This window comes from Chromobacterium sp. INPA-IVC, from assembly GCF_059047085.1.
In genome coordinates this window covers 111338-133256 of sequence record NZ_JBTNLS010000002.1, presented here as the reverse complement: position 1 = coordinate 133256, position 21919 = coordinate 111338, and the positions used below count along the sequence as shown (strand labels likewise).

Annotated in this window: 25 protein-coding genes; 17 read left to right on the top strand and 8 right to left on the bottom strand. The window is 66.5% G+C overall.

Annotation, left to right across the window (positions count from 1 at the left end; all coding sequences use genetic code 11):
• The first annotated feature begins 155 nt into the window (after positions 1-155).
• The 8 genes from rplU (at position 156) to ACX17K_RS03380 (ending at position 5705) form a co-directional block, all read left to right on the top strand.
• Entirely contained in the window at positions 156-467 is a 312-nt protein-coding gene (gene rplU / locus ACX17K_RS03415; protein ID WP_021476842.1) for a 50S ribosomal protein L21, read from the top strand.
• Positions 468-479: 12 nt separating this feature from the next.
• Positions 480-755 carry a 50S ribosomal protein L27 gene (gene rpmA / locus ACX17K_RS03410; protein WP_021476841.1) on the top strand — a complete coding sequence of 92 codons (276 nt, stop codon included), beginning with the start codon at positions 480-482 and terminating at the stop codon, positions 753-755.
• 123 nt (positions 756-878) lie between these two features.
• A complete protein-coding gene (obgE, locus tag ACX17K_RS03405; protein WP_493773697.1) occupies positions 879-2039 on the top strand; it encodes a GTPase ObgE in 1161 nt (386 codons plus the stop codon).
• 39 nt (positions 2040-2078) lie between these two features.
• Positions 2079-2453, top strand: a complete 375-nt coding sequence (locus ACX17K_RS03400) for a hypothetical protein (protein WP_493773696.1) — start codon at positions 2079-2081, stop codon at positions 2451-2453.
• Between the two features lie 147 nt (positions 2454-2600).
• On the top strand, positions 2601-3380 hold the full coding sequence (locus tag ACX17K_RS03395) for an ABC transporter substrate-binding protein (RefSeq protein ID WP_493773695.1): 780 nt from the start codon (positions 2601-2603) through the stop codon (positions 3378-3380).
• 136 nt (positions 3381-3516) lie between these two features.
• On the top strand, positions 3517-4206 hold the full coding sequence (locus tag ACX17K_RS03390) for an ABC transporter permease (protein ID WP_493773694.1): 690 nt from the start codon (positions 3517-3519) through the stop codon (positions 4204-4206).
• Complete coding sequence (locus ACX17K_RS03385; RefSeq protein WP_021476837.1) at positions 4203-4916, top strand: ABC transporter permease; 714 nt, start codon at positions 4203-4205, stop codon at positions 4914-4916. The genes ACX17K_RS03390 and ACX17K_RS03385 overlap by 4 nt, the downstream gene beginning before the upstream one ends.
• A gap of 21 nt (positions 4917-4937) precedes the next feature.
• Complete coding sequence (locus ACX17K_RS03380) at positions 4938-5705, top strand: ABC transporter ATP-binding protein (protein ID WP_347370963.1); 768 nt, start codon at positions 4938-4940, stop codon at positions 5703-5705.
• 124 nt (positions 5706-5829) lie between these two features.
• Here ACX17K_RS03380 and ACX17K_RS03375 read toward each other — a convergent pair whose 3' ends face one another.
• From ACX17K_RS03375 to ACX17K_RS03365, 3 genes are read right to left on the bottom strand one after another with little or no spacing between them, the layout of a single operon-like run.
• Complete coding sequence (locus ACX17K_RS03375) at positions 5830-6087, bottom strand: putative hemolysin (protein WP_231152557.1); 258 nt, start codon at positions 6085-6087, stop codon at positions 5830-5832.
• A complete protein-coding gene (locus ACX17K_RS03370) occupies positions 6084-6557 on the bottom strand; it encodes an inhibitor of vertebrate lysozyme family protein (RefSeq protein ID WP_493773693.1) in 474 nt (157 codons plus the stop codon). Before ACX17K_RS03370 ends, ACX17K_RS03375 begins: the two co-directional genes overlap by 4 nt.
• 60 nt (positions 6558-6617) lie before the next feature.
• A complete protein-coding gene (locus tag ACX17K_RS03365; RefSeq protein WP_493773692.1) occupies positions 6618-7745 on the bottom strand; it encodes a succinylglutamate desuccinylase/aspartoacylase family protein in 1128 nt (375 codons plus the stop codon).
• Between the two features lie 121 nt (positions 7746-7866).
• Here ACX17K_RS03365 and ACX17K_RS03360 point away from each other — a divergent pair, with 121 nt between their 5' ends.
• The 3 genes from ACX17K_RS03360 to ACX17K_RS03350 are packed head-to-tail and all read left to right on the top strand — an operon-like array spanning position 7867 to position 12759.
• Complete coding sequence (locus ACX17K_RS03360) at positions 7867-9141, top strand: hypothetical protein (RefSeq protein ID WP_493773691.1); 1275 nt, start codon at positions 7867-7869, stop codon at positions 9139-9141.
• A 49-nt stretch (positions 9142-9190) separates the two neighbouring features.
• On the top strand, positions 9191-9949 hold the full coding sequence (locus tag ACX17K_RS03355; protein WP_493773690.1) for a hypothetical protein: 759 nt from the start codon (positions 9191-9193) through the stop codon (positions 9947-9949).
• Positions 9949-12759, top strand: coding sequence for an ATP-binding protein (locus tag ACX17K_RS03350; RefSeq protein ID WP_493773689.1), 2811 nt, complete (start codon positions 9949-9951; stop codon positions 12757-12759). Before ACX17K_RS03355 ends, ACX17K_RS03350 begins: the two co-directional genes overlap by 1 nt.
• A gap of 47 nt (positions 12760-12806) precedes the next feature.
• Here ACX17K_RS03350 and ACX17K_RS03345 read toward each other — a convergent pair whose 3' ends face one another.
• The 3 genes from ACX17K_RS03345 to ACX17K_RS03335 all read right to left on the bottom strand — a co-directional run bounded on the left by ACX17K_RS03345 (position 12807) and on the right by ACX17K_RS03335 (position 16056).
• Complete coding sequence (locus tag ACX17K_RS03345) at positions 12807-13823, bottom strand: ankyrin repeat domain-containing protein (protein ID WP_493773688.1); 1017 nt, start codon at positions 13821-13823, stop codon at positions 12807-12809.
• A gap of 149 nt (positions 13824-13972) precedes the next feature.
• The gene (locus ACX17K_RS03340) at positions 13973-14692 is read right to left on the bottom strand and encodes a haloacid dehalogenase type II (RefSeq protein ID WP_493773687.1); all 720 of its coding nucleotides are present in this window, start codon (positions 14690-14692) and stop codon (positions 13973-13975) included.
• A 113-nt stretch (positions 14693-14805) separates the two neighbouring features.
• On the bottom strand, positions 14806-16056 hold the full coding sequence (locus tag ACX17K_RS03335; protein WP_493773686.1) for an alpha/beta hydrolase: 1251 nt from the start codon (positions 16054-16056) through the stop codon (positions 14806-14808).
• Between the two features lie 75 nt (positions 16057-16131).
• Here ACX17K_RS03335 and ACX17K_RS03330 point away from each other — a divergent pair, with 75 nt between their 5' ends.
• On the top strand, positions 16132-16614 hold the full coding sequence (locus ACX17K_RS03330; protein ID WP_231152588.1) for a MarR family winged helix-turn-helix transcriptional regulator: 483 nt from the start codon (positions 16132-16134) through the stop codon (positions 16612-16614).
• Positions 16615-16626: 12 nt separating this feature from the next.
• Here the strand turns inward: ACX17K_RS03330 and ACX17K_RS03325 are convergent, their stop codons facing one another.
• The gene (locus ACX17K_RS03325; protein ID WP_493773685.1) at positions 16627-17331 is read right to left on the bottom strand and encodes a superoxide dismutase; all 705 of its coding nucleotides are present in this window, start codon (positions 17329-17331) and stop codon (positions 16627-16629) included.
• A 163-nt stretch (positions 17332-17494) separates the two neighbouring features.
• Positions 17495-17965: a DUF1842 domain-containing protein gene (locus ACX17K_RS03320; RefSeq protein ID WP_231152592.1), complete on the bottom strand. Its 471-nt coding sequence runs from the start codon at positions 17963-17965 to the stop codon at positions 17495-17497.
• Between the two features lie 278 nt (positions 17966-18243).
• Here ACX17K_RS03320 and tpx point away from each other — a divergent pair, with 278 nt between their 5' ends.
• From tpx to ACX17K_RS03295, 5 genes are all read left to right on the top strand, one after another.
• The gene (gene tpx / locus ACX17K_RS03315) at positions 18244-18741 is read left to right on the top strand and encodes a thiol peroxidase (RefSeq protein ID WP_347370977.1); all 498 of its coding nucleotides are present in this window, start codon (positions 18244-18246) and stop codon (positions 18739-18741) included.
• 287 nt (positions 18742-19028) lie between these two features.
• Entirely contained in the window at positions 19029-19871 is an 843-nt protein-coding gene (locus ACX17K_RS03310; protein ID WP_493773684.1) for a ChaN family lipoprotein, read from the top strand.
• A gap of 89 nt (positions 19872-19960) precedes the next feature.
• Complete coding sequence (gene exbB, locus ACX17K_RS03305) at positions 19961-20734, top strand: tonB-system energizer ExbB (RefSeq protein WP_493773683.1); 774 nt, start codon at positions 19961-19963, stop codon at positions 20732-20734.
• Between the two features lie 3 nt (positions 20735-20737).
• Positions 20738-21154 carry a TonB system transport protein ExbD gene (exbD, locus tag ACX17K_RS03300; RefSeq protein WP_493773682.1) on the top strand — a complete coding sequence of 139 codons (417 nt, stop codon included), beginning with the start codon at positions 20738-20740 and terminating at the stop codon, positions 21152-21154.
• On the top strand, positions 21154-21903 hold the full coding sequence (locus ACX17K_RS03295) for an energy transducer TonB family protein (RefSeq protein ID WP_493773681.1): 750 nt from the start codon (positions 21154-21156) through the stop codon (positions 21901-21903). The genes exbD and ACX17K_RS03295 overlap by 1 nt, the downstream gene beginning before the upstream one ends.
• The last annotated feature ends 16 nt before the right edge of the window (positions 21904-21919 follow it).

The following is a 21919-nucleotide window of genomic DNA, read 5'->3' as shown; positions in this document are numbered from 1 at the left end:
TCTGGATGTTACCAGAAAAGCCCATTCCCCCGCCATGCCGCCGTGCTCGCAGCTTAAGTCGATGAAATCATTGACAAGTTGGCGATAGGCCCGTATAGTCTCGCGTTCCCTGCGCATCAGGCGTGGGGGGATTCATTTATCAGGAGCTCATGCGAATGTATGCGGTCATAAAAACCGGCGGCAAGCAGTACAAAGTTGCCATCGGTGAAAAACTCAAAGTAGAACAGATACCTGCAGACGTCGACAGCCAGATCGTACTTGAAGAAGTGCTGATGATTGCTGACGGTGAACAGGTTGTGGTTGGCGCGCCGATGATTGCTGGCGCCACTGTTAAGGCTACCGTTGTTTCCCACGGTCGTGGCGACAAGATCCGCATCTTCAAGATGCGTCGTCGTAAGCACTACCAGAAACACCAGGGTCATCGTCAGAACTACACCGAAATCCGCATCGACGCGATTTCGAAGTAAGGATAAACAGTCATGGCACACAAAAAAGCAGGCGGTAGCTCCCGCAACGGTCGTGACTCCGAAGCCAAACGCCTGGGCGTTAAGGTTTACGGTAGCGAACTGATTCCGGCTGGTTCCATCATCGTGCGTCAGCGCGGCACCCGCTTCCACGCTGGTGAAAACGTTGGTCAGGGCAAGGATCACACCCTGTTCGCCAAGGTTGATGGCTACGTTGAATTCACCGTTAAGGGCGCGCAACAGCGCAAGACCGTTAACGTGATTCCGTACACCGGTGTTGACGGCGAATAATTCGCTTTCCAGCATCCGAGAAAGCCCTATCCTTCGATAGGGCTTTTTTCATACCGAGGGGCAAGGCGTGAGGGCTGGAGCCAGTCCTGACCCCTGACTCCTCGCAGAACAGAGGTTGTAGACATGAAGTTTATCGATGAAGCCCGCATTGAAGTGATGGCCGGACGCGGCGGCAATGGCGTGGCTAGTTTCCGCCGTGAAAAATATATCCCGTTCGGCGGCCCGGACGGCGGCGACGGCGGCAAGGGCGGCAGCGTGTTCGCGGTGGCCGACGAAAACGTCAACACCCTGGTTGAGTTCCGCTTCGTCAAGAAATACCTGGCGGAGCACGGCGAGCGCGGCCGCGGCGCCGATTGCTACGGCAAGGGCGGCGACGACATCGAGCTGAAAATGCCGGTGGGCACTGTGATTGTCGACCACGACACCGGCGAGCTGGTGGCCGACCTGACCCACCACGGCCAGCGCATCATGATCGCCAAGGGCGGCAAGGGCGGCCTGGGCAACATCCATTTCAAGTCGTCCACCAACCGTTCGCCGCGCCAATGCACGCCGGGCGAGCAGGGCGAGCAGCGCACGCTGCGGCTGGAGTTGAAGGTATTGGCCGACGTCGGCCTGTTGGGCATGCCCAATGCCGGCAAGTCCACTTTCATCCGCTCGGTGTCCGCCGCGCGCCCCAAGGTGGCCGATTATCCGTTCACCACGCTGCACCCGAACCTGGGCGTGGTGCGGATGGATGACACCCGCAGCTTCGTGATCGCCGACATTCCGGGCCTGATCGAAGGCGCGGCGGAAGGCGCGGGCCTGGGCCATCGCTTCCTGAAGCACCTGCAGCGCACCGGCCTGCTGCTGCATGTGGTGGACATCGCCCCGTTCGACCCGGACGTCGATCCGGTGCGCGAAGCGCGCGCCATCGTGGAAGAACTGAAGAAGTACGATGAAGAACTGCACGGCAAGCCGCGCTGGCTGGTGCTGAACAAGGTGGACATGCTGCCGCCGGACGAGCGCGAGCTGACGGTGTCGGCCTTCCTCAACGCCTATGGCTGGCCGGCGGAGAAGCCGGACGACAGCCTGGGCTTCGACATCAAGGCGCCGCGCGTGTTCTCCATCTCCGCGCTGAACCATGAAGGCACCCGCGAGCTGACTTTCGCCATCATGGCCTACCTGGACGTGGTGCGCGCCGCCGCCCGCAAGGAGGCCGAGGAGAAGCAGCAGCAAGCCGCCGCGGCCAAGCAGAAGGTGATCGCGCCGGAAGCGCCGGCTGTAAGCGAAGGTGACGACGCGTAACGAAATCGCAGTATTTAACTGCTATGAGAAGCGGGCTGGATGCATATCCAGCCCGCTTTTTTATTCCACTTGGGCAAAATGCGGGGTTTTGGCCGATTTTCGGCAATTAACGTCGCTTTGCTGTACACCGATCCTTTCACGCGCCGTTACTTCCCAAGTCGATTGGATGTTGTATTTTGTCCTCAGGAGATGGCGCGGAAGACCAGCGCTTCCGGATGGCCGTGGCATGAATTCTGCTTGTCGAAGCCGAAGCCGGAAGGAGCCGCCGACAAAGCCGCCGGCGCCGTGCCGCGCCTTCCTGTCCAGCCGTTTCGACGGCTCGGGCGGGAAGCGCCGGTCCGGGACCAGGCGCCAGGTTTTGTCATCCGCCAGCCGGGGGCCCGGCTGGCGGAGCGGCGAAATCCGGCTTGCTAGACGAAATACTCTAACTATATAACTGGTGCAGCCGCCGCTTGGGCCGGGGCCGCACCGGGCGGCGCGGGCCAGGCGGGATCGGCCCGGAGAGAAAGTCCGGCATCGTCCGGATACCAACAAGGCAGTACGATTGATGAGGAGAAGGAAATGAAGAAAGCACTTGCTGCGCTGGCCGTGGGTCTGATGGCCGCATCCCTGGGGGCTTACGCCAAAGACTGGAAGGAAATCCGCTTCGGCGTTGACGCCAGCTACGCGCCGTTCGAGTACAAGGCGCCGAACGGCCAGGTGGTGGGTTTCGACGTCGATCTGGGCAACGAAATCTGCAAACGCATGAAAGCCAAGTGCGTGTGGGTGGAAAACGATTTCGACGGCATGATCCCGGCGCTGAAGGCTAAGAAGTTCGACGGCGTGCTGTCGTCGATGTCGATGACCGAAGCCCGGATGAAGGAAATCGCCTTCTCCGCCAAGCTGTTCAACACCCCGACCCGCATGGTCGCCAAGTCCGGTTCCGGCCTGATGCCGACCCCGGCTTCGCTGAAGGGCAAGCGCGTGGGCGTGGAGCAGGGCACCATCCAGGAAGCCTACGCCAAGAAACACTGGGCGCCGGCCGGCGTGGAAGTGGTTCCCTACCAGAACCAGACCCTGGTGCTGGCCGACCTGACCGCGGGCCGTCTGGACGCGTCCTTGCAGGACGCGGTGCAGGCCGACATGGGCTTCCTGAAGAAGCCTGAAGGCAAGGGCTTCGCCTTCGCCGGCAAGGACCTGGTCGATCCGCAGACCCTGGGCGAAGGCGCCGGCATCGGCCTGCGCAAGGAAGACAAGGATCTGAAGGCCGGCATCGACAAGGCGATCGCCGACATGCTGAAGGACGGCACCTACAAGAAGATCGAGAAGAAGTACTTCTCCTTCGACGTGTACGGCGGCTGATGCCGTTCCGGGCGCGCGGCCCGTCCGCCCGCCCGCGCTGTGATGCGCCCCGCCTTGCGGGGCGTATTGATCTGGAGCGTCCGTCGCCATTCGGCACCATAAGCTGAAAGCGGCGGCCACTCGACAAGGGGAACATATGTTTCTGGATGGATTCGGTCCCATTATCTGGCAGGGGACCCTGGTGACGCTGGAGCTGTCGGTGCTGTCGCTGCTGCTTGCCTTCGTCATCGGTCTCGTCGGCGCCGGCGCCAAGCTGTCGCACAACCCGCTGCTGGGCGGCGTGTCCACGCTGTACACCACCCTGGTGCGCGGGGTGCCCGACCTGGTGTTGATGCTGCTGATCTTCTACAGCCTGCAGATCGGCATGAACAAGATCACCGAGGCGATGCACATCGACCAGATCGACCTCGATCCCTTCGTGTCCGGCATCGTCACGCTGGGCTTCATTTACGGCGCCTATTTCACCGAGACGCTGCGCGGCGCCTTCCTGTCGGTGCCCAAGGGGCAGATCGAGGCTGGCATCGCTTACGGCATGAGCGGCTGGCAGGTGTTCCACCGCGTGCAGTTCCCGCAGATGATGCGCTTCGCGCTGCCCGGCATCTCCAATAACTGGCAGGTGATGCTGAAGGCCACCGCGCTGGTGTCCATTATCGGCCTGGCCGATGTGGTCAAGGCGTCCATCGACGCCGGCAAGAGCACCTACCGCGTGTTCTTCTTCACGCTGGTGGCGGGCGCCATCTACCTGGCGCTGACCGCGCTGTCCAATTTCGTGCTGGCGAAGCTGGAGCGCCGCTATTCCACCGGCGTGCGGAAGGCCGACCTATGATAGACATCATCCAGCAATACTGGCGGGCCTTCCTGTGGAGCGACGGCTACCACCTGTCCGGTCTGGCCGTCACCATGTGGCTGTTGGTGCTGTCCATCGCCTTCGGCTTCGTCGTCTCCATACCGCTGGCGGTGGCGCGCGTGTCCAAGATCAAATGGCTGGCGCGCCTGGTGGGCTTGTACACCTATGTGTTCCGCGGCACGCCGCTCTACGTGCAGCTGATCTTCTTCTACAGCGGCATGTACAGCCTGGACGTGGTGCGCGAGGTAGGTTTCCTCAACCACTTCTTCCGCGAAGGCTACAACTGCACCATCCTGGCGTTCGCGCTCAACACTTGCGCCTACACCACCGAAATCTTCGCCGGCGCGATCAAGGCCACGTCCTATGGCGAGATCGAGGCCGGGCGCGCTTACGGCATGAGCCCGTTCACGCTATACCGCCGGGTGATCATTCCGTCGGCGCTGCGCCGCGCGCTGCCGGCGTACAGCAACGAAGTGATCCTGATGCTGCACGCCACCACCGTGGCCTTCACCGCCACCGTGCCGGATATCCTGAAGGTCGCGCGCGACGCCAACGCCGCCACGTACGATTCCTTCAACGCCTTCGGCCTGGCGGCCTTGCTGTATCTGAGCATCACCTTTATTCTGGTCGGCCTGTTCCGCAAGGCTGAAGCCCGCTGGCTCGCTTACCTGCATCCGACCAAGAGCTGAGAAATACTGGGGATTTATTAGATGGACAAGCTGAACATCAGCAACATTCACAAGAGCTACGGCGACCACGAAGTTCTGAAAGGCATCTCGCTGAAGGCCAAGGCCGGCGACGTGATCAGCATCATCGGCTCGTCGGGCTCGGGCAAGAGCACCTTCCTGCGCTGCATCAACTTTCTGGAAAAGCCGAACGACGGCAGCATCGCGCTGAACGGCGAGGAAATCCGCCTGTCGCGCAACAAGCAGGGCGAGTTGGTGCCGGCCGACCAGAAACAGCTGCAGACCATGCGCACCAAGCTGGCCATGGTGTTCCAGCACTTCAATCTGTGGGGCCACATGACGGTGTTGGAAAACGTCATCGAGGCGCCGGTGCATGTGCTGGGCCTGCCGCGCGAAGAGGCCATCGCCCGCGCCAAGAAATACCTGGCCAAGGTGGGGCTGGACGAGCGCGCCCAGGCCAAGTACCCGGCCCACCTGTCCGGCGGCCAGCAGCAGCGCGTGGCCATCGCCCGCGCGCTGACGATGGAGCCGGAAGTGATGCTGTTCGATGAGCCGACCTCGGCGCTGGACCCGGAGCTGGTGGGCGAGGTGCTGAAGGTGATGCAGGCGCTGGCGGAAGAGGGCCGCACCATGATCGTCGTCACCCACGAGATGGGCTTCGCCCGCAATGTGTCCAACCACGTGATGTTCCTGCACCAGGGCCGCGTGGAGGAAGAGGGCCATCCGGACGAGGTGTTCGGCAACACCAAGAGCGAAAGGCTGAAGGCTTTCCTGTCCGGTAGTCTAAAGTAAGACTATCCCTGCCAAAGGGGGTAGGAAGCCCGCCGGAGCTGTCAGCCGGCGGGTTTGTTTTTTGGCGCGCCATCCATCTCTGTGGATAAATCCGGATTTGAGCGATGGCTGTGGGTAAGTCGGTTTACGGCGCCGGCGCGGCCGGCTGCTGCGAGCGGAACAGCGTCCATTCCTCCACCGCCCGGCCATCGGGCAGCTGGCACAGCGCGTACTCGCCGCCGGCGGCGTCCTTTTGCGGCAGCAGTTTGCCGCCTTGTTTCACGCAATAGACCGAGGCCGGGTTGGCCATGCCGACAGCTTGCGGCTGCGGCGCCGGGTTTTGCGCGCAGGCGGCCAGGAGCAGCGCCGGCAGCGCGGCGAGAGCGGGTTTCAGCGTTTTCATTTCCAGTTCGGGTCCTGTTTCAGTTGTTGCATCAGATAGGCGCGTTGCTCCTTGTCCGGCTTGCCCAGCCAGCGGTAGCTGGCGTGCTTGGCCGGATGGTCCACCGCCTCGGGCACGTCGGCCACCGTCACCAGCAGGCCCATCGCGCGGCGCTTGTCGGCGCTGAACAGGCCGAAGAAGCGGTTGCCGGCGCAATCGTGCGGCTTGCACATCTCGCCGGCCAGATAGCGTTTGCCGGCGATGGCGGCCGGATGGTAGGGCGCGCTGGTGGCGCGCGCTTCGCGCAGCCATTCCGGCGCGTGTTTGGCGCCGGCCATCATGCTCATCCAGGCTGCCTGGTAGGCGGGCTGGCGCGCCAGTTCGGCGAATACCGCCTCGGCGGCCGGCGCGGAAGACGCGGGCGCGGCGATGGCCGGCGCGGCCGGCAGCAGGATGGACAGGGACAATAGCAGGGGAGCGAGCGTTTTCATGAGGCGGAGTCCGGCGGCGATGCGAAACAGCTTGGATCGCCGCCGGCGGCGAAAATTCCGTCAGGCGGTCAACAGCTTGCCGCTCTTGAACGCGGTGTCGCCGGCCACGCGGGCCAGGCCGAGGCCGGTGGTGGCGTAGGGCCGGTCGCTGGTGGCGTACAGTACGCCGCCGCGCTGGGTGCAGACCTGGCTGACCGCGTCGGTCAGCGGATCGATCACGTCGGCCACCAGATCGCCGGGGCTGAGCAGGCTGCCGGCCGCGGCGCGGTACACCACCACGCCGGCGTGGGGTGCCAGCAGGTCCTCGGACGCGGCCAGCGGCGTGGCCGGGTGGCGCAGCGGCGGCAGCGGCGGCGCGTCGCCGGCGATCACGCCGCGATGCTGCAGGAAGTCGATGATGGCCTCGGCGTCCTTGGCCGCGTATTCCAGGTTGACGTCGCACTCGCCGCGCAATTCTATCGTCACCGCCAGACAGGCCATTTCGATCGGCGCGGACAGCCCGGCCTGGGCAGCCAGGTCGCGCAGCTGCCACCACGGCTGGCTGCAGGATTCGTCGAACGGATAATCGCCGGAGTCCTCGGCCAGCAGGCTGGCGCAGACGCCCAGATAGCGCGCCAGCGGCTCGCACTGGTCCCATAGCGGCGTGCCGGTGTACAGATGGATGTCGGCGCGGCTGTCGCAGTGCAGGTCCAGCATGATGTCGGCGTCGAAGGCCATCGATTGCAGCGCATGGCGCAGCGATTGCAGCTCGGTCTGCGGCTGCTGGCGCGCCAGTTCGGCCCGCATCGCGGCGCGGATCAGCCGGGTGTTGGCCTTGGCGTCCGCGCCCAGTTGCTGGCGCACGGCGGCGAACACCGGCTCGGCCATCGGCAGGTAGTGGCGGTTGAAGTTCTGGCCGCTCATCAGCTCGAAGCGGCCCAGCAGGCGGTTGCTATGGTTCTGGTTCAGGCCGATGGGATTGGCCATCGGCAGCACCGTGATCTCGCCCAGGATGGCGCCTTCGTTCTCCAGCTGGCGCAGCCGCTGCTTCAGGTGCCAGGCCACCAGCATGCCGGGCAGTTCGTCGGCGTGCAGGCTGGCCTGGATGTGGACCTTCTCGCCGCGGCCTTCCTGGCCGAAGTGGAAGCTGGTCAGCGCGCGCTGGCTGCCCAGGCTGGGCGACAGTAGCGGATGGTGTCGGGTGAGCATGATATCTCCTCTAATGATTTGTTATGGCTCGCGGCCAGGATAAAACGCATCGCCGCGTTGACGAAGCGGCGGGCCGCCGGGACAATCTCCGCTTTGATTCACCCCAGCTTGTGGAGCGCGCTTGGATTCATTGTCCGATTTCTTCCAGCCCGGCATCGAGCCCGGCTCGCTGCAGGCCGTGTCGCGGCTGCAGGGCGCATGGGGCTATCTGTCCGTTTTCGTCACGCTGTTCCGCGGCGGCGACGAGGAAGTGCTGATGCGCCTCCTGGTGCTGCGAGAGCTGGGCGGCCGCGCCGAGGCGCCGCTGTGGACGCCGCAGGAAATCGCCCAGCGCTTCTCCTACCTTAACGATACCAAACTGGCCACCATTCTGGGGCGACTGCGCGAAGGTGATTTGCTGGTCTACGACAGCGACGGCGGCGTGTACCAGCTGTCCGAGGGCGCGCGCGTCGCGCTGGCGGCCCTGGCGACGCTGGTCGATTTCTCCGGCGACGACGTCGAGCTGGGCTATCTGGCCAGCCAGGTGGCGGCCGGCCAGGCCGTCGGCCAGGTGTCGGACGAGGCGCTGAAACACTTGCTGGCGCGGCTGAACGAGCTGTACGCCGAATTCGAGGAAGCGCTGGAGTCGCAGTCCGAATTCCGCATCCGCGCCGCGCAGCACCGGCTGGAAGCGGTGTGGCGCTGGGTGGCCAAGTCCACCGAAGTGGTGAAGAGCCTGACCCAGGACGACACGCTGAGCCTGATGGTGCTGAACCAGGCGCAGGCCATCGCGCTGGCGCAGAGCCGGATGCTGGCGCTGGCCGGCACCTTCGAGCGCCGGCTGGCGCAGTTGGCCGCGCAGCGCGTGCACCTGGGCAATTCCGGCCTCACCTCCACCGACATCGCCGACTGGCTGCGCCGCCAGGGCGCGGCCATGCTGGCCGGCAAGCTGGCGGGCGGCTGGTCCATCTGTCTGGAGCCGGCTTTCCTGTCGACGCCCGAGCTGGCCGACGTGGCCGAGTTCGAGCTGCTGGCGCGCGAGCGCGCCAAGGCCGGCGCCCACGTGCTGCCGGGCGGCGAAGCCGCGCCGCTGGCCGACGCGCCGGAAATGGAGCGGTTGCTGGAGGCCGAAGAAATGTACGACCTGCTGCTGGAGCTGGGCATGAGCGGCGCCGCCGACGCCCACATCAGCCAGGCGGTGCTGGCCGACAGCTACAACGAAACCGCCTACCGGCTGTCCTTGCTGTCCCTGATCGGCGATCCGGAAACCAGCAACGACCAGAGCATCGTCGCCGCGCTGGCCAAGCTGCCGTTCAGCCTGCAGGGGGGCGACGATGTGATCGCGACGGACCACCCGGAGGTGGCTACCTTGTCCGACGCCAGGCTGGTGGCTAACGGCGGCCGCGCCGGCCAATGATGGATACGCCGCGCGCGGACCATTCCGGGCGGGCAAGCAAAGAATAGACATGGAACACGAAATCAAAACCCTCACCGCCCGCCTACTGGCGCACCGGGTGGTGCCGCGCGCCGACGCGCTGGCGCGCAAGGCGCTGCTGGACGACATCTTCCGCGCCGAGCTGGACAAGAGCCTGGCCGCCGTCGGCCTGCGGCTGGTGGAGAACCCGTACGCCGAGCACATCGCCGCGGCGCTGCTGCCGGAAATGACCGAGCCTGTGTTCGGCTCCGGCGACGCCTGGCTCAACAACAATCTGGGCCTGCCGCGCGACGGCGTGGCGCTGCTGGTCATCTTGTGGGCGTTGATCATCCTGCCCAAGCGCGAGCGCCAGATCGCCCGCGTCGAGGCCGGCAAGGAGAGCCAGAGCGACATGTTCGGCGCGCAGAAGCCGCTTGAAACCGGCGAAACCGTGTCCACCGGCATTTCCGAAGACGCGCTGTATGCCGACTTCGGCAAGGCTTTGGGCGGCCGCACCCGCTTCAGCGCCAATCTGGGCCGGCTGGTCAACCTGGGCTTCATCGTCCGCCGCAACCGCTGGCTGGACGAGGGGCCGATGCTGGACCTGATGATCGACTACGCCCAGCTGGCGCCGCGCATCATCGAGGGCGCGCTGGCCGACGTGCTGCTGCGGCGCGAGGGCCGCGACATGCTGGTGGACAAGCGAGTCGACGACGAGATCGAAGAAGAAGGCGCGGACGACGGCATAGCGTCGGCCGGCCCGCTGTTTGACCTGCCGCCGGACGACGCGGCCGACGGGGAGGCTCGCTGATGTTCCAGATGAAATCGGTGGAAATGGTGCACTGGGACTTCTGGCAGCGGCTGAGCGTGCCGCTGGACGCCCAGATCGTCACCATCATCGGGCCTAATGGCTCCGGGAAGACCACCTTGCTGGACGCGATGCGCACGCTGCTGGCGATCAAATGCTCCGGCAAGCGCGACTACAAGCGCTACGTGCGCAACAACAAGGAAGCCTTCGCCTATCTGCGCGGCGTGGTCGACAACCCGCGCCGCCCCAGCGGCGGCCTGTACCCGACGCCGTTCTTCCCCATCGTGTCGGAGTCGGTGACGCTGCTGTGCCGGATCAAGAAGCAGGGTGGCGACTGGGTGCGCCACTACGCGATCCTGGACGGCGACATCGCGCTGGAGCATGCCGAGGGCCAGGCGCAATGGCTGGGCGTGCACGAGTACCGCCGCCGCTTGGAAGCCGCCGGCCTGACCCCGGCGGTGGCCGAGGTGCTGGCGCTGGAGCAGGGCGATACCGACAAGCTGACCGAATACAGCCCGCGCCAGCTGCTGGACCTGGTGTTCCAGGTGTTCGGCGACAAGGACGTGCTGGACAACTACCAGCGCGCCCGCGACGAGCAGCGCGCTACCGAGCTGGAGCTGGAGGCCCTGGGCCGCCAGGAAGAGGCGCTGCAGGTGCGGGTGGAGGCGATGAAGGGCCGCGCCAACCGTTACCTGGAATGGAAGCAGCTGCAGACCGGCATCGCCCGCCTGCGCGATGAAGCGCTGCCGGTGCTGGCCTATCTGGATGCCAAAACTGCCTTCGGCAAGCAATGGGGCGATTACCGCTCCGGCTACCACGTGCTGAACCAGGCGCGCGCCGAGCATGCCGACACGCTGGACCTGGTGGCCAAGCTGAAAGCGGCCGAAGTGAGCGCCGCCGAGGCGCGCGCCGCGGCGGAAACGGTGCGGCAGGCGGCGCAGGACGCCTTCATGAAGGCCAAGGGCGAGCACGCCGGCGTGGCCGGCCAGCTGAAGGAGCGCGACCGGCTGCAGGCCCTGGCCGGCAAGGAGTATGGCGCCGACGCCGCGCAGCTGGCCGACAAGCTGGCCGCGCTGCGCGCCGAGGCCGATCAATTGAAAGATGGCCTGCGCGCGCTGAAAAAGCAGCGCCAGGACAGCTCTGAGCATCTGCAGGCGCTGGAAATCGGCCGCGGCCGCTCGCCGGAGGACGTGCGCCAGTTCAAGGCGGCGCTGGACGAGGCCGGCATCCCGCACGCGATGCTGTCCGACATCGTCGAGGTGATGGATTCCAACTGGCAGGGCGCGGTGGAGGCGCTGCTGCGCGGCTACCGCCACGTGGTGCTGCTGGACAGGGAGTCCGATCGCCGCGAGGCGTGGAAGATAGGCGAGAAGCTGCGCTACCGCCATTTCGTGGTGCCGGAGCGCGCCGCGCCGCCGCGCGCCAACAAGGGCAGCCTGCTGGAAGTGGTGCGCTTCTCCGCCGACGCGCCGGAATGGTTGTACCGGCAGATGAACAGCGTGACGCGGGTGGAGAACGCGCTAGAGGGCGCTAGCGCTGAAGGAGACTGGATCACCCGCGATGGCTATTTCCGCGAACGCCGCGGCGCGCGCCATATCGGCGTGCCGGCGCACGAATACGCGTTTGGCGAAGCGGCGCGGCAGTCGCGCCTCATGGCCGTGCGCGACGAGCTGAAACAGCTCAACGTGCGCATCCTCGGCGACGAGGAGCGGCTGGTGGCCGCCACCCGCGAGGCGGCGGGCCTGGCCGAGTACTTGGGCGGCATGGACGCGATACGCCAGCTGGACAGCCGCGCCGACGAGTTTTCAGCGCTGGAATCGCGCAAGGCCGAGCTGGAAGCCGAGATCGCCCGCCAGGGCGCGGCGCTGGCCGACGCCGGCGCGGAGAAGGACGCGGCCGACCAGCGCCACGGCGACGCGCGGCTGGCGCACGACCGCGTCTGCCAGCGCGAGATGGAGAGCCTGTCCAAATACAATCAGAAGCTGCAGGAAGTGGAGCTGGCGCGCCGCCAGCTGCGCCGGCTCAGCGGCGAACTGCGCGAATGGGCGGAGAGATTGTCGGCCGACGCGCTGGCGCCGGAGCATGTGGCGGCGCTGGAGGACGAGTTCGACACCGCCGCCGACGCCAAGCACCAGCTGAACTACCTGGAAGAGAAGCTGCAGAGCGGCGACTGGGAGCAGGACGACTCGGTGCTGGCGCTGAAGGACAAGCTGGTGGAGGACCTGACGTCGCTGGACCGCGAGCGCCAGCGCCGCCAGGGCGAGGTGGACCGTTCGCGCGAGCTGACCGACGAGGCGCGCGCCGCCTATATCGGCAAGCTGCGCGCCACCGTGCGCGTTTACGGCCAGAACGTGAAGCGGCTGGGCGAGCTGGCCGGCATCCAGGTGGAGGTGGAGCTGCCGCAGTTGTCCAATGACGACGCGGTGCTGGCCCAGGCCGGCCTGGTGCTGAAGTTCAACTTCGACCAGAAAGGCATGATGGGCATGAACGACGGCGAGGCGTCCGGCGGCCAGCAGGTGATGAAGTCGCTGATCCTGCTGATCGGCCTGATGATGGACGAGTCCAATCCGTCCGGCTTCGTCTTCATCGACGAGCCGTTCGCCCACCTCGACATCTTCAACATCGACCGCGTGGCCGGCTTCCTGAAAGCCACCGAGGCGCAGTACCTGATCACCACGCCCAACACCCACAACATCAACATCTTCGCCCCGTCGGAACTGACGCTGGCCACCCGCAAGAAGCGGCCGGGCGAAACCTGGGCGCCGCCGATTCTGCAGACGCGGCGCCGGGTGGATGGCGGCGAGCAGGCGTAAAAAACGGGACGGCATCGCCGTCCCGTTTGTCTTCGCGGATGCCTGGCTCAGCGGCGGAACAGCGCCATCATCTCGCCATCCAGCTCTTCGGCGCGATTCTGCACGTATTGGCGGATGCTGGGGTTGTCCAGGCCTTCCGCCTCGGCTTTCTCCGCCGTCAGATGGGCGAATACCGGCAGCTCGGCATCGGCGCCTTCGGCCAGCATCGCCTTGACGCAGTCGCGGTTGCCGCTTTCCACCGCGGCGGCCAGCGGCATCACGATGTAGTCGCCGTTGGCGGCGGGCAGCTGCTGGTTCAGGCTCAGGCCGGCGGCCTTGAACAGGCGGATGCGTTCGCCGGCCTGCGGATCGGCTTGCTCCTGTTCGGCCTCGGGCCGCGCGCAGACCTGGTGCAGCGCGGTTTCGCCGCTGTCGCTGCGGTTGTCCAGCCGGACGCCCGCGGCGCGCAGCTGCTGGATGGCGTCCAGATTGCCGGCGGCCATGGCGTTGATCGCGCTGGCGTTGTCCATATTGGGGCGGTTGGCGTCGGCGCCGGCTTGCAGCAAGCGTCGCAGCGATTGCGGCTTCAGATCGGCGCCGTAGCCTGCCGCCAGCATCACCGGCGTGACCAGCCGGTTGGGGCCGGCGTTGTTGATGTCGGCGCCGGCCGCCAGCAGCAGGGAGACCACTTGCAGCATGTCTTCCGATTCGGCCTCGTCGTCGACCAGCGCCAGTTGCAGCGGCGTCAGCGGATTCTCGCGGGTGACCGGAATTTCCAGATCCGGTTTCCGGGCGAGGAACAGCCGGACCAGTTCCGGGCTGGGCGCGGCGATCGCGAAAGGCAGGGCGGAGAGGCCGGCGTCCCCCTCGCCGGTCTGGGCGTGATGCGGGCGCGCGCCCTTGGCCAGCAGCGTCTGGATGCGCTGCATTTTCTTGGCGGAAGGTTTGTCCAGATAAGCAGAGGTGGCCTGGGTCAGCTGGTCATCCAGCGAGGCGGGCTTGGCGGCGGCGGCTTGGGGCAGCAGCAGGGCTCCGCAGGCGATGACGGCGGCGGCGAGCGTTTTCAGGCGGAGTTGCGGTTTCAAGATTGGATCCGGTTTTGATTTTTGAGCGAAGCTGCGGGGCGATGGCGAAAGCCACCGTCGGCAAGACGGGAAATTTTAGACGCTCGCCGCCAGCAGGAGCAGATATGAGTAACTGTCAGAAAGGACAGGTGCTGTCGCGGTTGATGCGTTCATGCCTGAAATTGCGCCGCCAGCTCGATGAAGTTCCCCGCCACCCAATCCCAATCCTGCTCCGCGGCCAGATCCGTCTGTTGTTTCGGTCCGAATTCCCGCGGCCGGGCGACGAAGGCGGTTTTCAGCCCGCACTGGCGCGCGGCGGCCAGATCGCCGTTGTGCGCCGCCACCAGGCAGATCCGTTCTGGCGGCAGGTCCAGCAGCTCCGCCGTTCGCAGATAGGCCTGCGGCGTCGGCTTGTAGGCCTGGGCGGCCTCTGCGCCGAGTATCGCGTCCCACGGCAGGCCGGCGTATTTGGCCATATTGAGCAGCAGGCTGGTGTTGCCGTTGCTGAGCGTGGCGATGATGTAGCGCGCCTTCAGCCGGGTCAGGCCGGCCACGCTGTCCGGCCACGGGTCCAGCCGGTGCCAGGCTCGGTTCAGCCATTGCAGCTGATCCTCAGGCACCGAAGCCGGATCGATGCCGAAGGCCGGCAGCGTGGCCTCCAGGTTTTCGCGGTGCAGCTGGTCCAGCCGGGTGAACGGGCGACGGCCGGCGCGCACCACCTCCATCGCCGGCGAGTAGCGGCCGCGCCAGGCGTCGGCGAAGGCGTAAGCGTCCTGCCTGGCGCCGGGATGGCGCTGCAGGAAGGCGGCGGCGTCGCGGGCCACGCCCTCGCGCCAGTCCACCACGGTGCCGAACACGTCGAACAGCAGGGCCTGAACAGGCTGACTCATGACATGCCTCCATGTCTTTGGCATGAAGCCAGTCTGGCGATGGGGCCGGATGGCGTCAATCGTTCAAATGCTTATCGCCGCTCGCCGCCGGCCTTTCGCTTGGCATCGCCGGATCAGGCGCGCTGCCCGCCCACCGGGTCTGCGCCCTGCCACCAGTCCGGCGCGGCGCTGCCGTCGCCGATATGGCCGTCGCGGCGCAGATAGTGGCGCACATCCCGGCCCGGCTCGCGCAGCGCGGGATCGCCGGACAGCGCCCGTTCCAGCCATTCCGCGCCGTAGCGGAAGACTTCCGCCGCCACGCCGCCCAGCGGGTGGAATTCGTTTTCGTAGACGCGCATCTCCTTGGGCGCGCGGATGCGCTGGTAACACGCCAGCGCCTGTTCCAGCGGCGTCAGCTCGTCGAACTCGCCGATTCCCAGCAGCACCGGGATGCGGATGTCGGCGGCCATCGCGTCCAGCGGCATGCGGTCGCGCATTTCGCGGTCGAAAATGGCCTCGTCGCGGTAGCCGCTCATATACATGTAGTTTTTCTTGAAGCTGGGCTGGGCGCGCTCGAAAATGGTGAGGAAGTCGCCGCACACCGCTTCGTAGGCGGCCAGGGCGGCCAGCCGGGTGGCGCCGGCGGCGGAGCGCAGTCCCCAGTAGCCGCTCATGCTGATGCCGAACATGCCGATGCGGCCGGCGTCCACTTCGGGCAGGCCGGCGAGGTAGCCGGCATAGGCTTCCAGCGCCCGCTCATAGTTATCCAGGGTGACGGCCAGGCCGCCGGCGCGGCTTTCTCCCTGGCCGGGGCCCTCTATCGACAGCGCCACCATGCCGCGCGAGGTGTAGTAGCGCTCGGCGGCGTACAGGTAGTCTTCCTTGATCATGTCCATGCCGGGGCCGAGAATCACCGCTGGCGCCTGGCGGACTTCGCCGTCCGGCAGGTGCAGCAGCGCGTGGATGACGCCGCCCTCGAACGGAATCTCCACTCGCCGCACCCGGCCGTCGCGCAGTTCGCCGATGCGTTCGACGCAATGGTTGCAACGCGCGCGCAAGGAGGCCTTGCGCGGATCGGCGGTGTCGAAGATCGAATACTGCGCGCGGCCCCACATCACCGCGGCGCGCAGGTAGAGATCGGCGGCGGTGCGGCGGTAGCCGTCGCGCTCGTAGTGGGCGGCGCGCCGTTCGGCGCGGGCGGCCACTTCCGCCCAGGCCTTGGGCAGCATCGCGCCGCTTTTCACCTGCTCGAACACGGCGTCGAAATCGGCCGGGTCATGGCCCAGCTGCAGCAGGGTGTTTTTGCCTTCCGGGTGCAGGGCGTCGAAACCGCCTTGGGCCAGCGCGATGTCCAGCGACCAGCTTTGCGCTTCTGAACGTGACATAATTTTCACCTCGTTAGATTGATCGTACCTGAAATTAACTAAGTACTTAGTTATATTATTGTGGAGCCGGAACGCATGTCAACCAAGCCCCAGGGGGATGCCTTGCCCAGCGAGGCGGGAGAAGCGCGCCAGCAGGCGCTGGCGAGGCTGAGCCGCGCCGCCTACAGCCTGAGCGCCGCCGATGCCCGGCTGCGCGGCCGCGCCACGCGCCAGGCCGGCGCGCTGTCGCTGTCGCACGCGAGAGTGTTGCGGATATTGGCGGAGGAGGGAGCCTTGCCGGTGGCGCGGCTGGCGGAGCTGACCGAGACCACCGGCGCCGGCGTCACCCAATTGGTGAATGGCCTCAGCGAGCAGGGCTATGTGGAGAAAGCGAAGTCGCTGGCGGATAAGCGCTCGGTGCTGGTGGGGCTGACTGAATTGGGCCTTGCGCGCCACCGAGAGCGCGAACGCCTGCTGGCCGAGGTGCTGGAGCGCGAGCTGCGGGGCATGGACGACCAAGCGCTCGACGCCGCCTCCGAGGTGCTGCGCGCCTTGGGCGGCGTCTACAACCAGCTTTGAGCCGGACGGATGTCAGGCTTTTAGGTTGCGCTGCGCGAATTCCCAGTCGATCAGCTTGTCCAGCACCGCGTTGACGTAGTCGGCGCGGCGGTTCTGGTAATCCAGATAGTAGGCGTGTTCCCAGACGTCGACATTCAGCAGCGGGGTCAGGCCGGAGGTGATCGGATTGTCGGCGTTGCCGGTCTTCACCACCCTCAGCTTGTCGCCGTCCTGAACCAGCCAGGCCCAGCCGCTGCCGAATTGGGAAATGGCGGCGCCCGCCAGCTGCTGCCTACAGGCGTCCACGCTGCCGAACGAGGCTTCTATTCTCTCCCGCAGCCCTTGCGGCGGCAAGCCGCCGCCCTTGGCCCGCATGCTGCGCCAATAGAAGGTGTGGTTCCACAGCTGGGCGGCGTTGTTGAACACGGCGGCGTCGCCGGCGGGGCCGAAGGAACGGGTGATGATGTCTTCCAGCGGCAGGTCGGCGTAATCGCGGCCTGCGGTCAGCTTGTTCAGATTGTCCAGATAGGCCTTGTGGTGCTTGCCGTAATGGAAGCCTATGGTGTGGGCCGAGATCACCGGCTCCAGCGCGTTTTCGGCGTAGGGCAGCGGCGGCAGCGTGTGCGCCGACGAGGCGTGGGCAAGGCCGGGCAGCGCGGGCAGGGCGAGCGCGGCGGCGCCGGCGGCAGCGGCGAGCAGGAAGCCGCGGCGGTTCAGTTCGGCGGGCAGGTCGGTCATGGCGATCTCCTGGAGAGAGTGCGCACGCGGGCCGCATGCGCTGTCGATTCCGCATCCAAGCATGGCAGGCGCCGTTTGCGCGATCGCCATGGCCGTATGGACAGGCTGAAGACGAACAAACCGCCGGGCCTGGGGCACCGGCGGTTTGCGCGGACGTGGACGCTTAGCGCAGGTTCAGCGCTTTGGCGGCGTGGCGCACTTCATCGGACAGCTGGACGTCCTGGCCGATCACCTCGGTCCAGTGGCCGTGCTGCAGGAAGGCGTAGCGGGCGCGGGAGCCGTTTTCAGCCTGCCAGCCGCCTTTCAGGTGGCCGTCGAAGTGGAAGTCCTCGCCCAGCAGCGAGTGCGATTGTTGCTGGCCATGCTGGGCTTGCGCCTGCAGCAGGTTGTGGCCGGCCAGGAACAGCTCGATGCCGCCGCTGATCTCCTCGTAGTTGCCTTGCACCGCGGTCTTGAACACCAGCGGCTGCTGGGTGGCGTGGGTGATCACGGCTTCGCCGCTGACGCGGCGCGCCGGCGGATAGACCGACAGCCGCAGTTGCAGGTTGTAGCCGCCGGCGACGCCCGGCTTGAAGACGTTGTAGCTGACGATGAACAGTCCGGACTTCTGATCGCGATCCAATTGGTTGGCCATGTTAGGACTCCTTGATGAAATCGGATGACAGTCGACGGCGCCGGTAAGCGCGCGTCCCGAATTGCCTTCTTGCGGCGCCACGGTAGCGGCGCCACCTGCACTTTATATAACGAAATAAAATAAAAATCGCCGTTATTTAGATCAGTTGGGAATTTAGTGACTGTCGGGACGGTAGCCTGGCGGTCGATCCCGATGACAACCATGCGCGGGGCGGGGTTGCATTCCACAGGCTTTGCTCCACACTATCGCGATCTCCAACCCTGACGAGGATTCAAGACATGGCAACCGTAACCCTGCGCGGCAATCCGGTGGAAGTGGCGGGCAAGCTGCCGTCCAAAGGCGAGCAAGCTCCGGCGCTGCAACTGACCGGCGGCGATCTGGCCGAGGTGTCGCTGGCCAGCTACGCCGGCAAGCGCAAGATCCTCAACATTTTCCCCAGCGTGGATACCCCGACCTGCGCGACGTCGGTGCGCAAGTTCAACGAGAAGGCCGCCGCGCTGAGCGACACCGTGGTGTTGTGCGTGTCCGCCGACCTGCCGTTCGCGCAGAAGCGCTTCTGCGGCGCCGAGGGCATCGAGAACGTGGCCACGCTGTCCACCTTCCGCAATCCGGCTTTCGCCGAAGCCTACGGCGTCAAGCTGGCCTCCGGCCCGCTGGCCGGCCTGACCGCGCGCGCCGTGGTGGTGCTGGACGCCGACGACAAGGTGCTGCACAGCCAGCTGGTGGGCGAGATCGCCGACGAGCCGGACTACGCCGCCGCCTTGGCCGCGCTGTAAGAACCTGTTTACGATCTGCTGAGCGTCGGCGATACGGCGTTAAAAACCGCTTCGGAATGCTCATGTACTGTATGTGCATTCCGCTTTCTCTGCCGTTTTCGTCTGGTCTCGCTCTAGCTCGCGAGATCGGAAACAGGTTCTAAGCTGTTACCACTGGTTTCGATACCCAACCGGCTGCGTTTGCAGCCGGTTTTGTTTTGGCCGGACGAAATGGCCGTCTCTCTTGTTATTGATAATCATTATCAATTAATATGCCGGCTTGGCAAAGAAAGCAAGGCGGGAAAGACATGAAGCGATGGATGGCGGCGGCGGCCTTATTGGCCGGCTTGGCCGGTTGTGCGGCGCAGCCGGCGGCGAAGCCGGAAGGGCCGCTGGCGGGCCGAATCGTGGAGACGGCCAGCGGCAAGACGTTGAGCCCGGATCAGCTGCTGGACAAGTTGGCGCCGGCGGAGATGCTGCTGGTAGGGGAGAAACACGACAACCGCCACCACCATCGGATAGAAACCTGGCTGGCGCAGCGCCTGGCCGCGAGCCGGCCGCAGGGCAGCGCGCTGCTGGAAATGCTGACGCCCAGTCAGCAGCCCAAGGTGGACGAGGTGAAAGCCTGGCTGCAGGGCGATCCCAGCGTGCGGCCGTCGCGGGTGCGGGAACTGGTGGCCTGGCAGAGCGGCTGGCCGTGGGAGCAATACGGCGAACTGGCGATGACCTTGCTGCGCGCGCCGTATCCGCTGTTGGCGGCCAATCTGGACCGCGAGCAGATGCGCGCCTACTACGCCAGCAAGGAGCGGCCGCAGGGGCGGGCGTCGCGGGATCCGCGGGCGGCGAGCCGGCTGGAGGAGGTGATTCGCTGCGAGCACGGCGGCAAGATGGATGAGGGCATGATGGCCTCCATGCTGGCGGTGCAGCAGCAGCGCGACCGACGGATGGCGGAGCGGCTGCTGGCCGCGCCCAAGCCGGCGTTGCTGATCGCTGGCGCCTACCATGTGCTGCGCGATGTCGGCGCGCCGCTGCATCTGGCCGATCTGGCGCCGGGGCGGCCGGCGACGGTGCTGGTGCTGGCCGAGGAGGACGTGGAGCTGGGCCGCGAGCAGGCGGACTACGTCTGGCACACCGCCAAAGCCGGTGAATGAACGAAGTGGAATTGTTTCTATTTTGTTAATTGATAATGATAATCATTAATGATAGAGTGGGGCACCTCCACCCAAACCCTTAGTCACTGATGAAGACCAGCATTCCTATCAGGCCGTTGCCCGGCATCGCAGGCAGCGGCCTTTCGCTTTATTCCGTCCAGGCATTGGCGGCCCAGCCGGCTGCCGACGCCGGCTTGTCGCCGCTGGCGATGTTCGTCGCCGCCGATCCGGTGGTGAAGGGCGTGATGCTGGCCTTGCTGGCCGCCGCCTTCGCCTGCTGGCTGGTGTTGCTGGTCAAGGGCGCGGCGCTGTGGCTGGCCGCCGGCGAAGGCCGCCGCGGCCATGCGGCGCTGGCCGAAGCCGTGACGCTGGCCGATGCCGGCGAGCGCGTGCGGCCGCTGCCGGCCCACGGCCTGGCGCGCAGCCTGTTGCGGGAGGTGGACAAAGAGATCGCCCTGTCGGCCGCCGACGCGCCGCGCGACGCCTTGCAGGCGCGCGCCGCGTTCCGGCTGGAGCAGGCGCAGAGCGCGCGCGCCCGTTCGCTGGCGCGCGGCGTCGGCTTGCTGGCCACCATAGGCGCGGTGGCGCCCTTCGTCGGCCTGTTCGGCACCGTGTGGGGCATCATGCGCAGCTTCGCCGGCATCGCTTCCAGCGGCAATACCAGTCTCGCCAGCGTCGCGCCCGGCATCGCCGAGGCGCTGCTGGCCACCGCGGTCGGCCTGGTGGCCGCGATTCCGGCTGTGGTGATCTACAACCTGTTCAGCCGCTGGCTGCAAGGCCACAAGGGCCTGCAGCAGCAAGTGGCCGGCCAGTTGCTGCTGTTGCTCAGCCGCGAGCTGGACGCGCGCGCGGCGAGGAGCTGAGCGATGGGCGGCTTTCCTTCCGGCGGCGGCGACGAGCTGGCTGAGCTGTCCGAGATCAACGTCACGCCCTTCATCGACGTGATGCTGGTGTTGCTGATCATCTTCATGGTGGCCGCGCCCTTGTCCAGCGTCGATCAGCGGATCGAACTGCCGGCCTCCAGCGCCAAGCCGGCGCCGCGGCCGGACAAGCCGCTGATCATCACCTTGCAGCCGGACCGCAGCCTGCTGCTGGGCGACAAGCCGGCGTCGCTGGCGCGGCTGGGCGAAGCCCTCGACGCCGCCACCGGCGGCCGCCGCGACACCCCGCTGTTTTTCCAGGCCGACCGCGCCGCCGCTTACGAAGACGTGATGGCGGTGATGGACGCCCTGCGCGCCGCCGGCTACCTGCAAGTGGGCCTGGTGGGCCGGGAGGCGGGCTGATGGCCGCCGCCGAGCGCAAGCCGAGGCCCGTCGTCGGCTGGGGCGGCGGCGCCTTGCTGTTGGCTCTCGCGCCGCTGCTATGGGTGTGGATCTGCTTGCCCGCCGCGAGCGAGGCCGAGCCGCCGAGCGCCCAGCCCGCGGTGGTGCAGCTGGTGGCTCTTCAGGCGCGCGCGCCGACGCCGGAGGCGGACAAGCCTGTGGCGCAGCAACAGCAGATGGCCAGCGCCGAGTCCCGCGCCCGCGCGGGAGAGCGCGCGCCGGTGAAGCTGGCGCGCAATGACGAGGCCAGGCAGAGCGTGGCCTTGCAGGCGCGGCGCGACGGCGCGCCGAGCGAGGCCGACGCCGACAGCGCCAGCCGGCCGGCCAAGAGCGCCGAATCGGCGTCGTCGGCCAAGGCGCCGCAGCGCGCCGACGACACCGCCGCCGCGCAGAACAGCGACGGCAACGCCCGCAACGTCGATTGGGAGGGGCGGGTGCTGGGCCACCTGGCTGCCCACAAACGCTATCCGGAAGACGCGATCAGCCGCCGCCGCGGCGGCGTAGCCAAAGTCGACGTGACGCTGGACGCAGGGGGACGGGTGAAGAGCGCCAGCCTGGCGGCCGGCAGCGGCACCCTGTCGCTGGACCGCGAGGCGCTGGCGGTGCTGCGCCGCGCGCAACCGCTGCCCGCGCCGCCGCCGGAGCGGCTCAGCGGCGGCGAAATCCGCATCGTATTGCCCATCCATTTTGACCTGAACCAGGCCGGCTGACCGGCCGCCGCGAGCG

Coding starts and splice junctions, on each gene's coding strand:
- ACX17K_RS03395 (WP_493773695.1), top strand. CDS start 2,601: ATGAAGAAAGCACTTGCTGCGCTGGCCGTGGGTCTGATGGCCGCATCC.
- ACX17K_RS03375 (WP_231152557.1), bottom strand. CDS start 6,087: ATGAAAACGCTGAAACCCGCTCTCGCCGCGCTGCCGGCGCTGCTCCTG.
- rplU (WP_021476842.1), top strand. CDS start 156: ATGTATGCGGTCATAAAAACCGGCGGCAAGCAGTACAAAGTTGCCATC.
- ACX17K_RS03320 (WP_231152592.1), bottom strand. CDS start 17,965: ATGGCCAACCAATTGGATCGCGATCAGAAGTCCGGACTGTTCATCGTC.
- ACX17K_RS03380 (WP_347370963.1), top strand. CDS start 4,938: ATGGACAAGCTGAACATCAGCAACATTCACAAGAGCTACGGCGACCAC.
- ACX17K_RS03385 (WP_021476837.1), top strand. CDS start 4,203: ATGATAGACATCATCCAGCAATACTGGCGGGCCTTCCTGTGGAGCGAC.
- ACX17K_RS03400 (WP_493773696.1), top strand. CDS start 2,079: ATGCATATCCAGCCCGCTTTTTTATTCCACTTGGGCAAAATGCGGGGT.
- ACX17K_RS03365 (WP_493773692.1), bottom strand. CDS start 7,745: ATGCTCACCCGACACCATCCGCTACTGTCGCCCAGCCTGGGCAGCCAG.
- rpmA (WP_021476841.1), top strand. CDS start 480: ATGGCACACAAAAAAGCAGGCGGTAGCTCCCGCAACGGTCGTGACTCC.
- exbB (WP_493773683.1), top strand. CDS start 19,961: ATGAAGACCAGCATTCCTATCAGGCCGTTGCCCGGCATCGCAGGCAGC.
- ACX17K_RS03295 (WP_493773681.1), top strand. CDS start 21,154: ATGGCCGCCGCCGAGCGCAAGCCGAGGCCCGTCGTCGGCTGGGGCGGC.
- ACX17K_RS03350 (WP_493773689.1), top strand. CDS start 9,949: ATGTTCCAGATGAAATCGGTGGAAATGGTGCACTGGGACTTCTGGCAG.
- ACX17K_RS03370 (WP_493773693.1), bottom strand. CDS start 6,557: ATGAAAACGCTCGCTCCCCTGCTATTGTCCCTGTCCATCCTGCTGCCG.
- exbD (WP_493773682.1), top strand. CDS start 20,738: ATGGGCGGCTTTCCTTCCGGCGGCGGCGACGAGCTGGCTGAGCTGTCC.
- ACX17K_RS03330 (WP_231152588.1), top strand. CDS start 16,132: ATGTCAACCAAGCCCCAGGGGGATGCCTTGCCCAGCGAGGCGGGAGAA.
- ACX17K_RS03355 (WP_493773690.1), top strand. CDS start 9,191: ATGGAACACGAAATCAAAACCCTCACCGCCCGCCTACTGGCGCACCGG.
- ACX17K_RS03340 (WP_493773687.1), bottom strand. CDS start 14,692: ATGAGTCAGCCTGTTCAGGCCCTGCTGTTCGACGTGTTCGGCACCGTG.
- ACX17K_RS03335 (WP_493773686.1), bottom strand. CDS start 16,056: ATGTCACGTTCAGAAGCGCAAAGCTGGTCGCTGGACATCGCGCTGGCC.
- ACX17K_RS03390 (WP_493773694.1), top strand. CDS start 3,517: ATGTTTCTGGATGGATTCGGTCCCATTATCTGGCAGGGGACCCTGGTG.
- obgE (WP_493773697.1), top strand. CDS start 879: ATGAAGTTTATCGATGAAGCCCGCATTGAAGTGATGGCCGGACGCGGC.
- tpx (WP_347370977.1), top strand. CDS start 18,244: ATGGCAACCGTAACCCTGCGCGGCAATCCGGTGGAAGTGGCGGGCAAG.
- ACX17K_RS03310 (WP_493773684.1), top strand. CDS start 19,029: ATGAAGCGATGGATGGCGGCGGCGGCCTTATTGGCCGGCTTGGCCGGT.
- ACX17K_RS03325 (WP_493773685.1), bottom strand. CDS start 17,331: ATGACCGACCTGCCCGCCGAACTGAACCGCCGCGGCTTCCTGCTCGCC.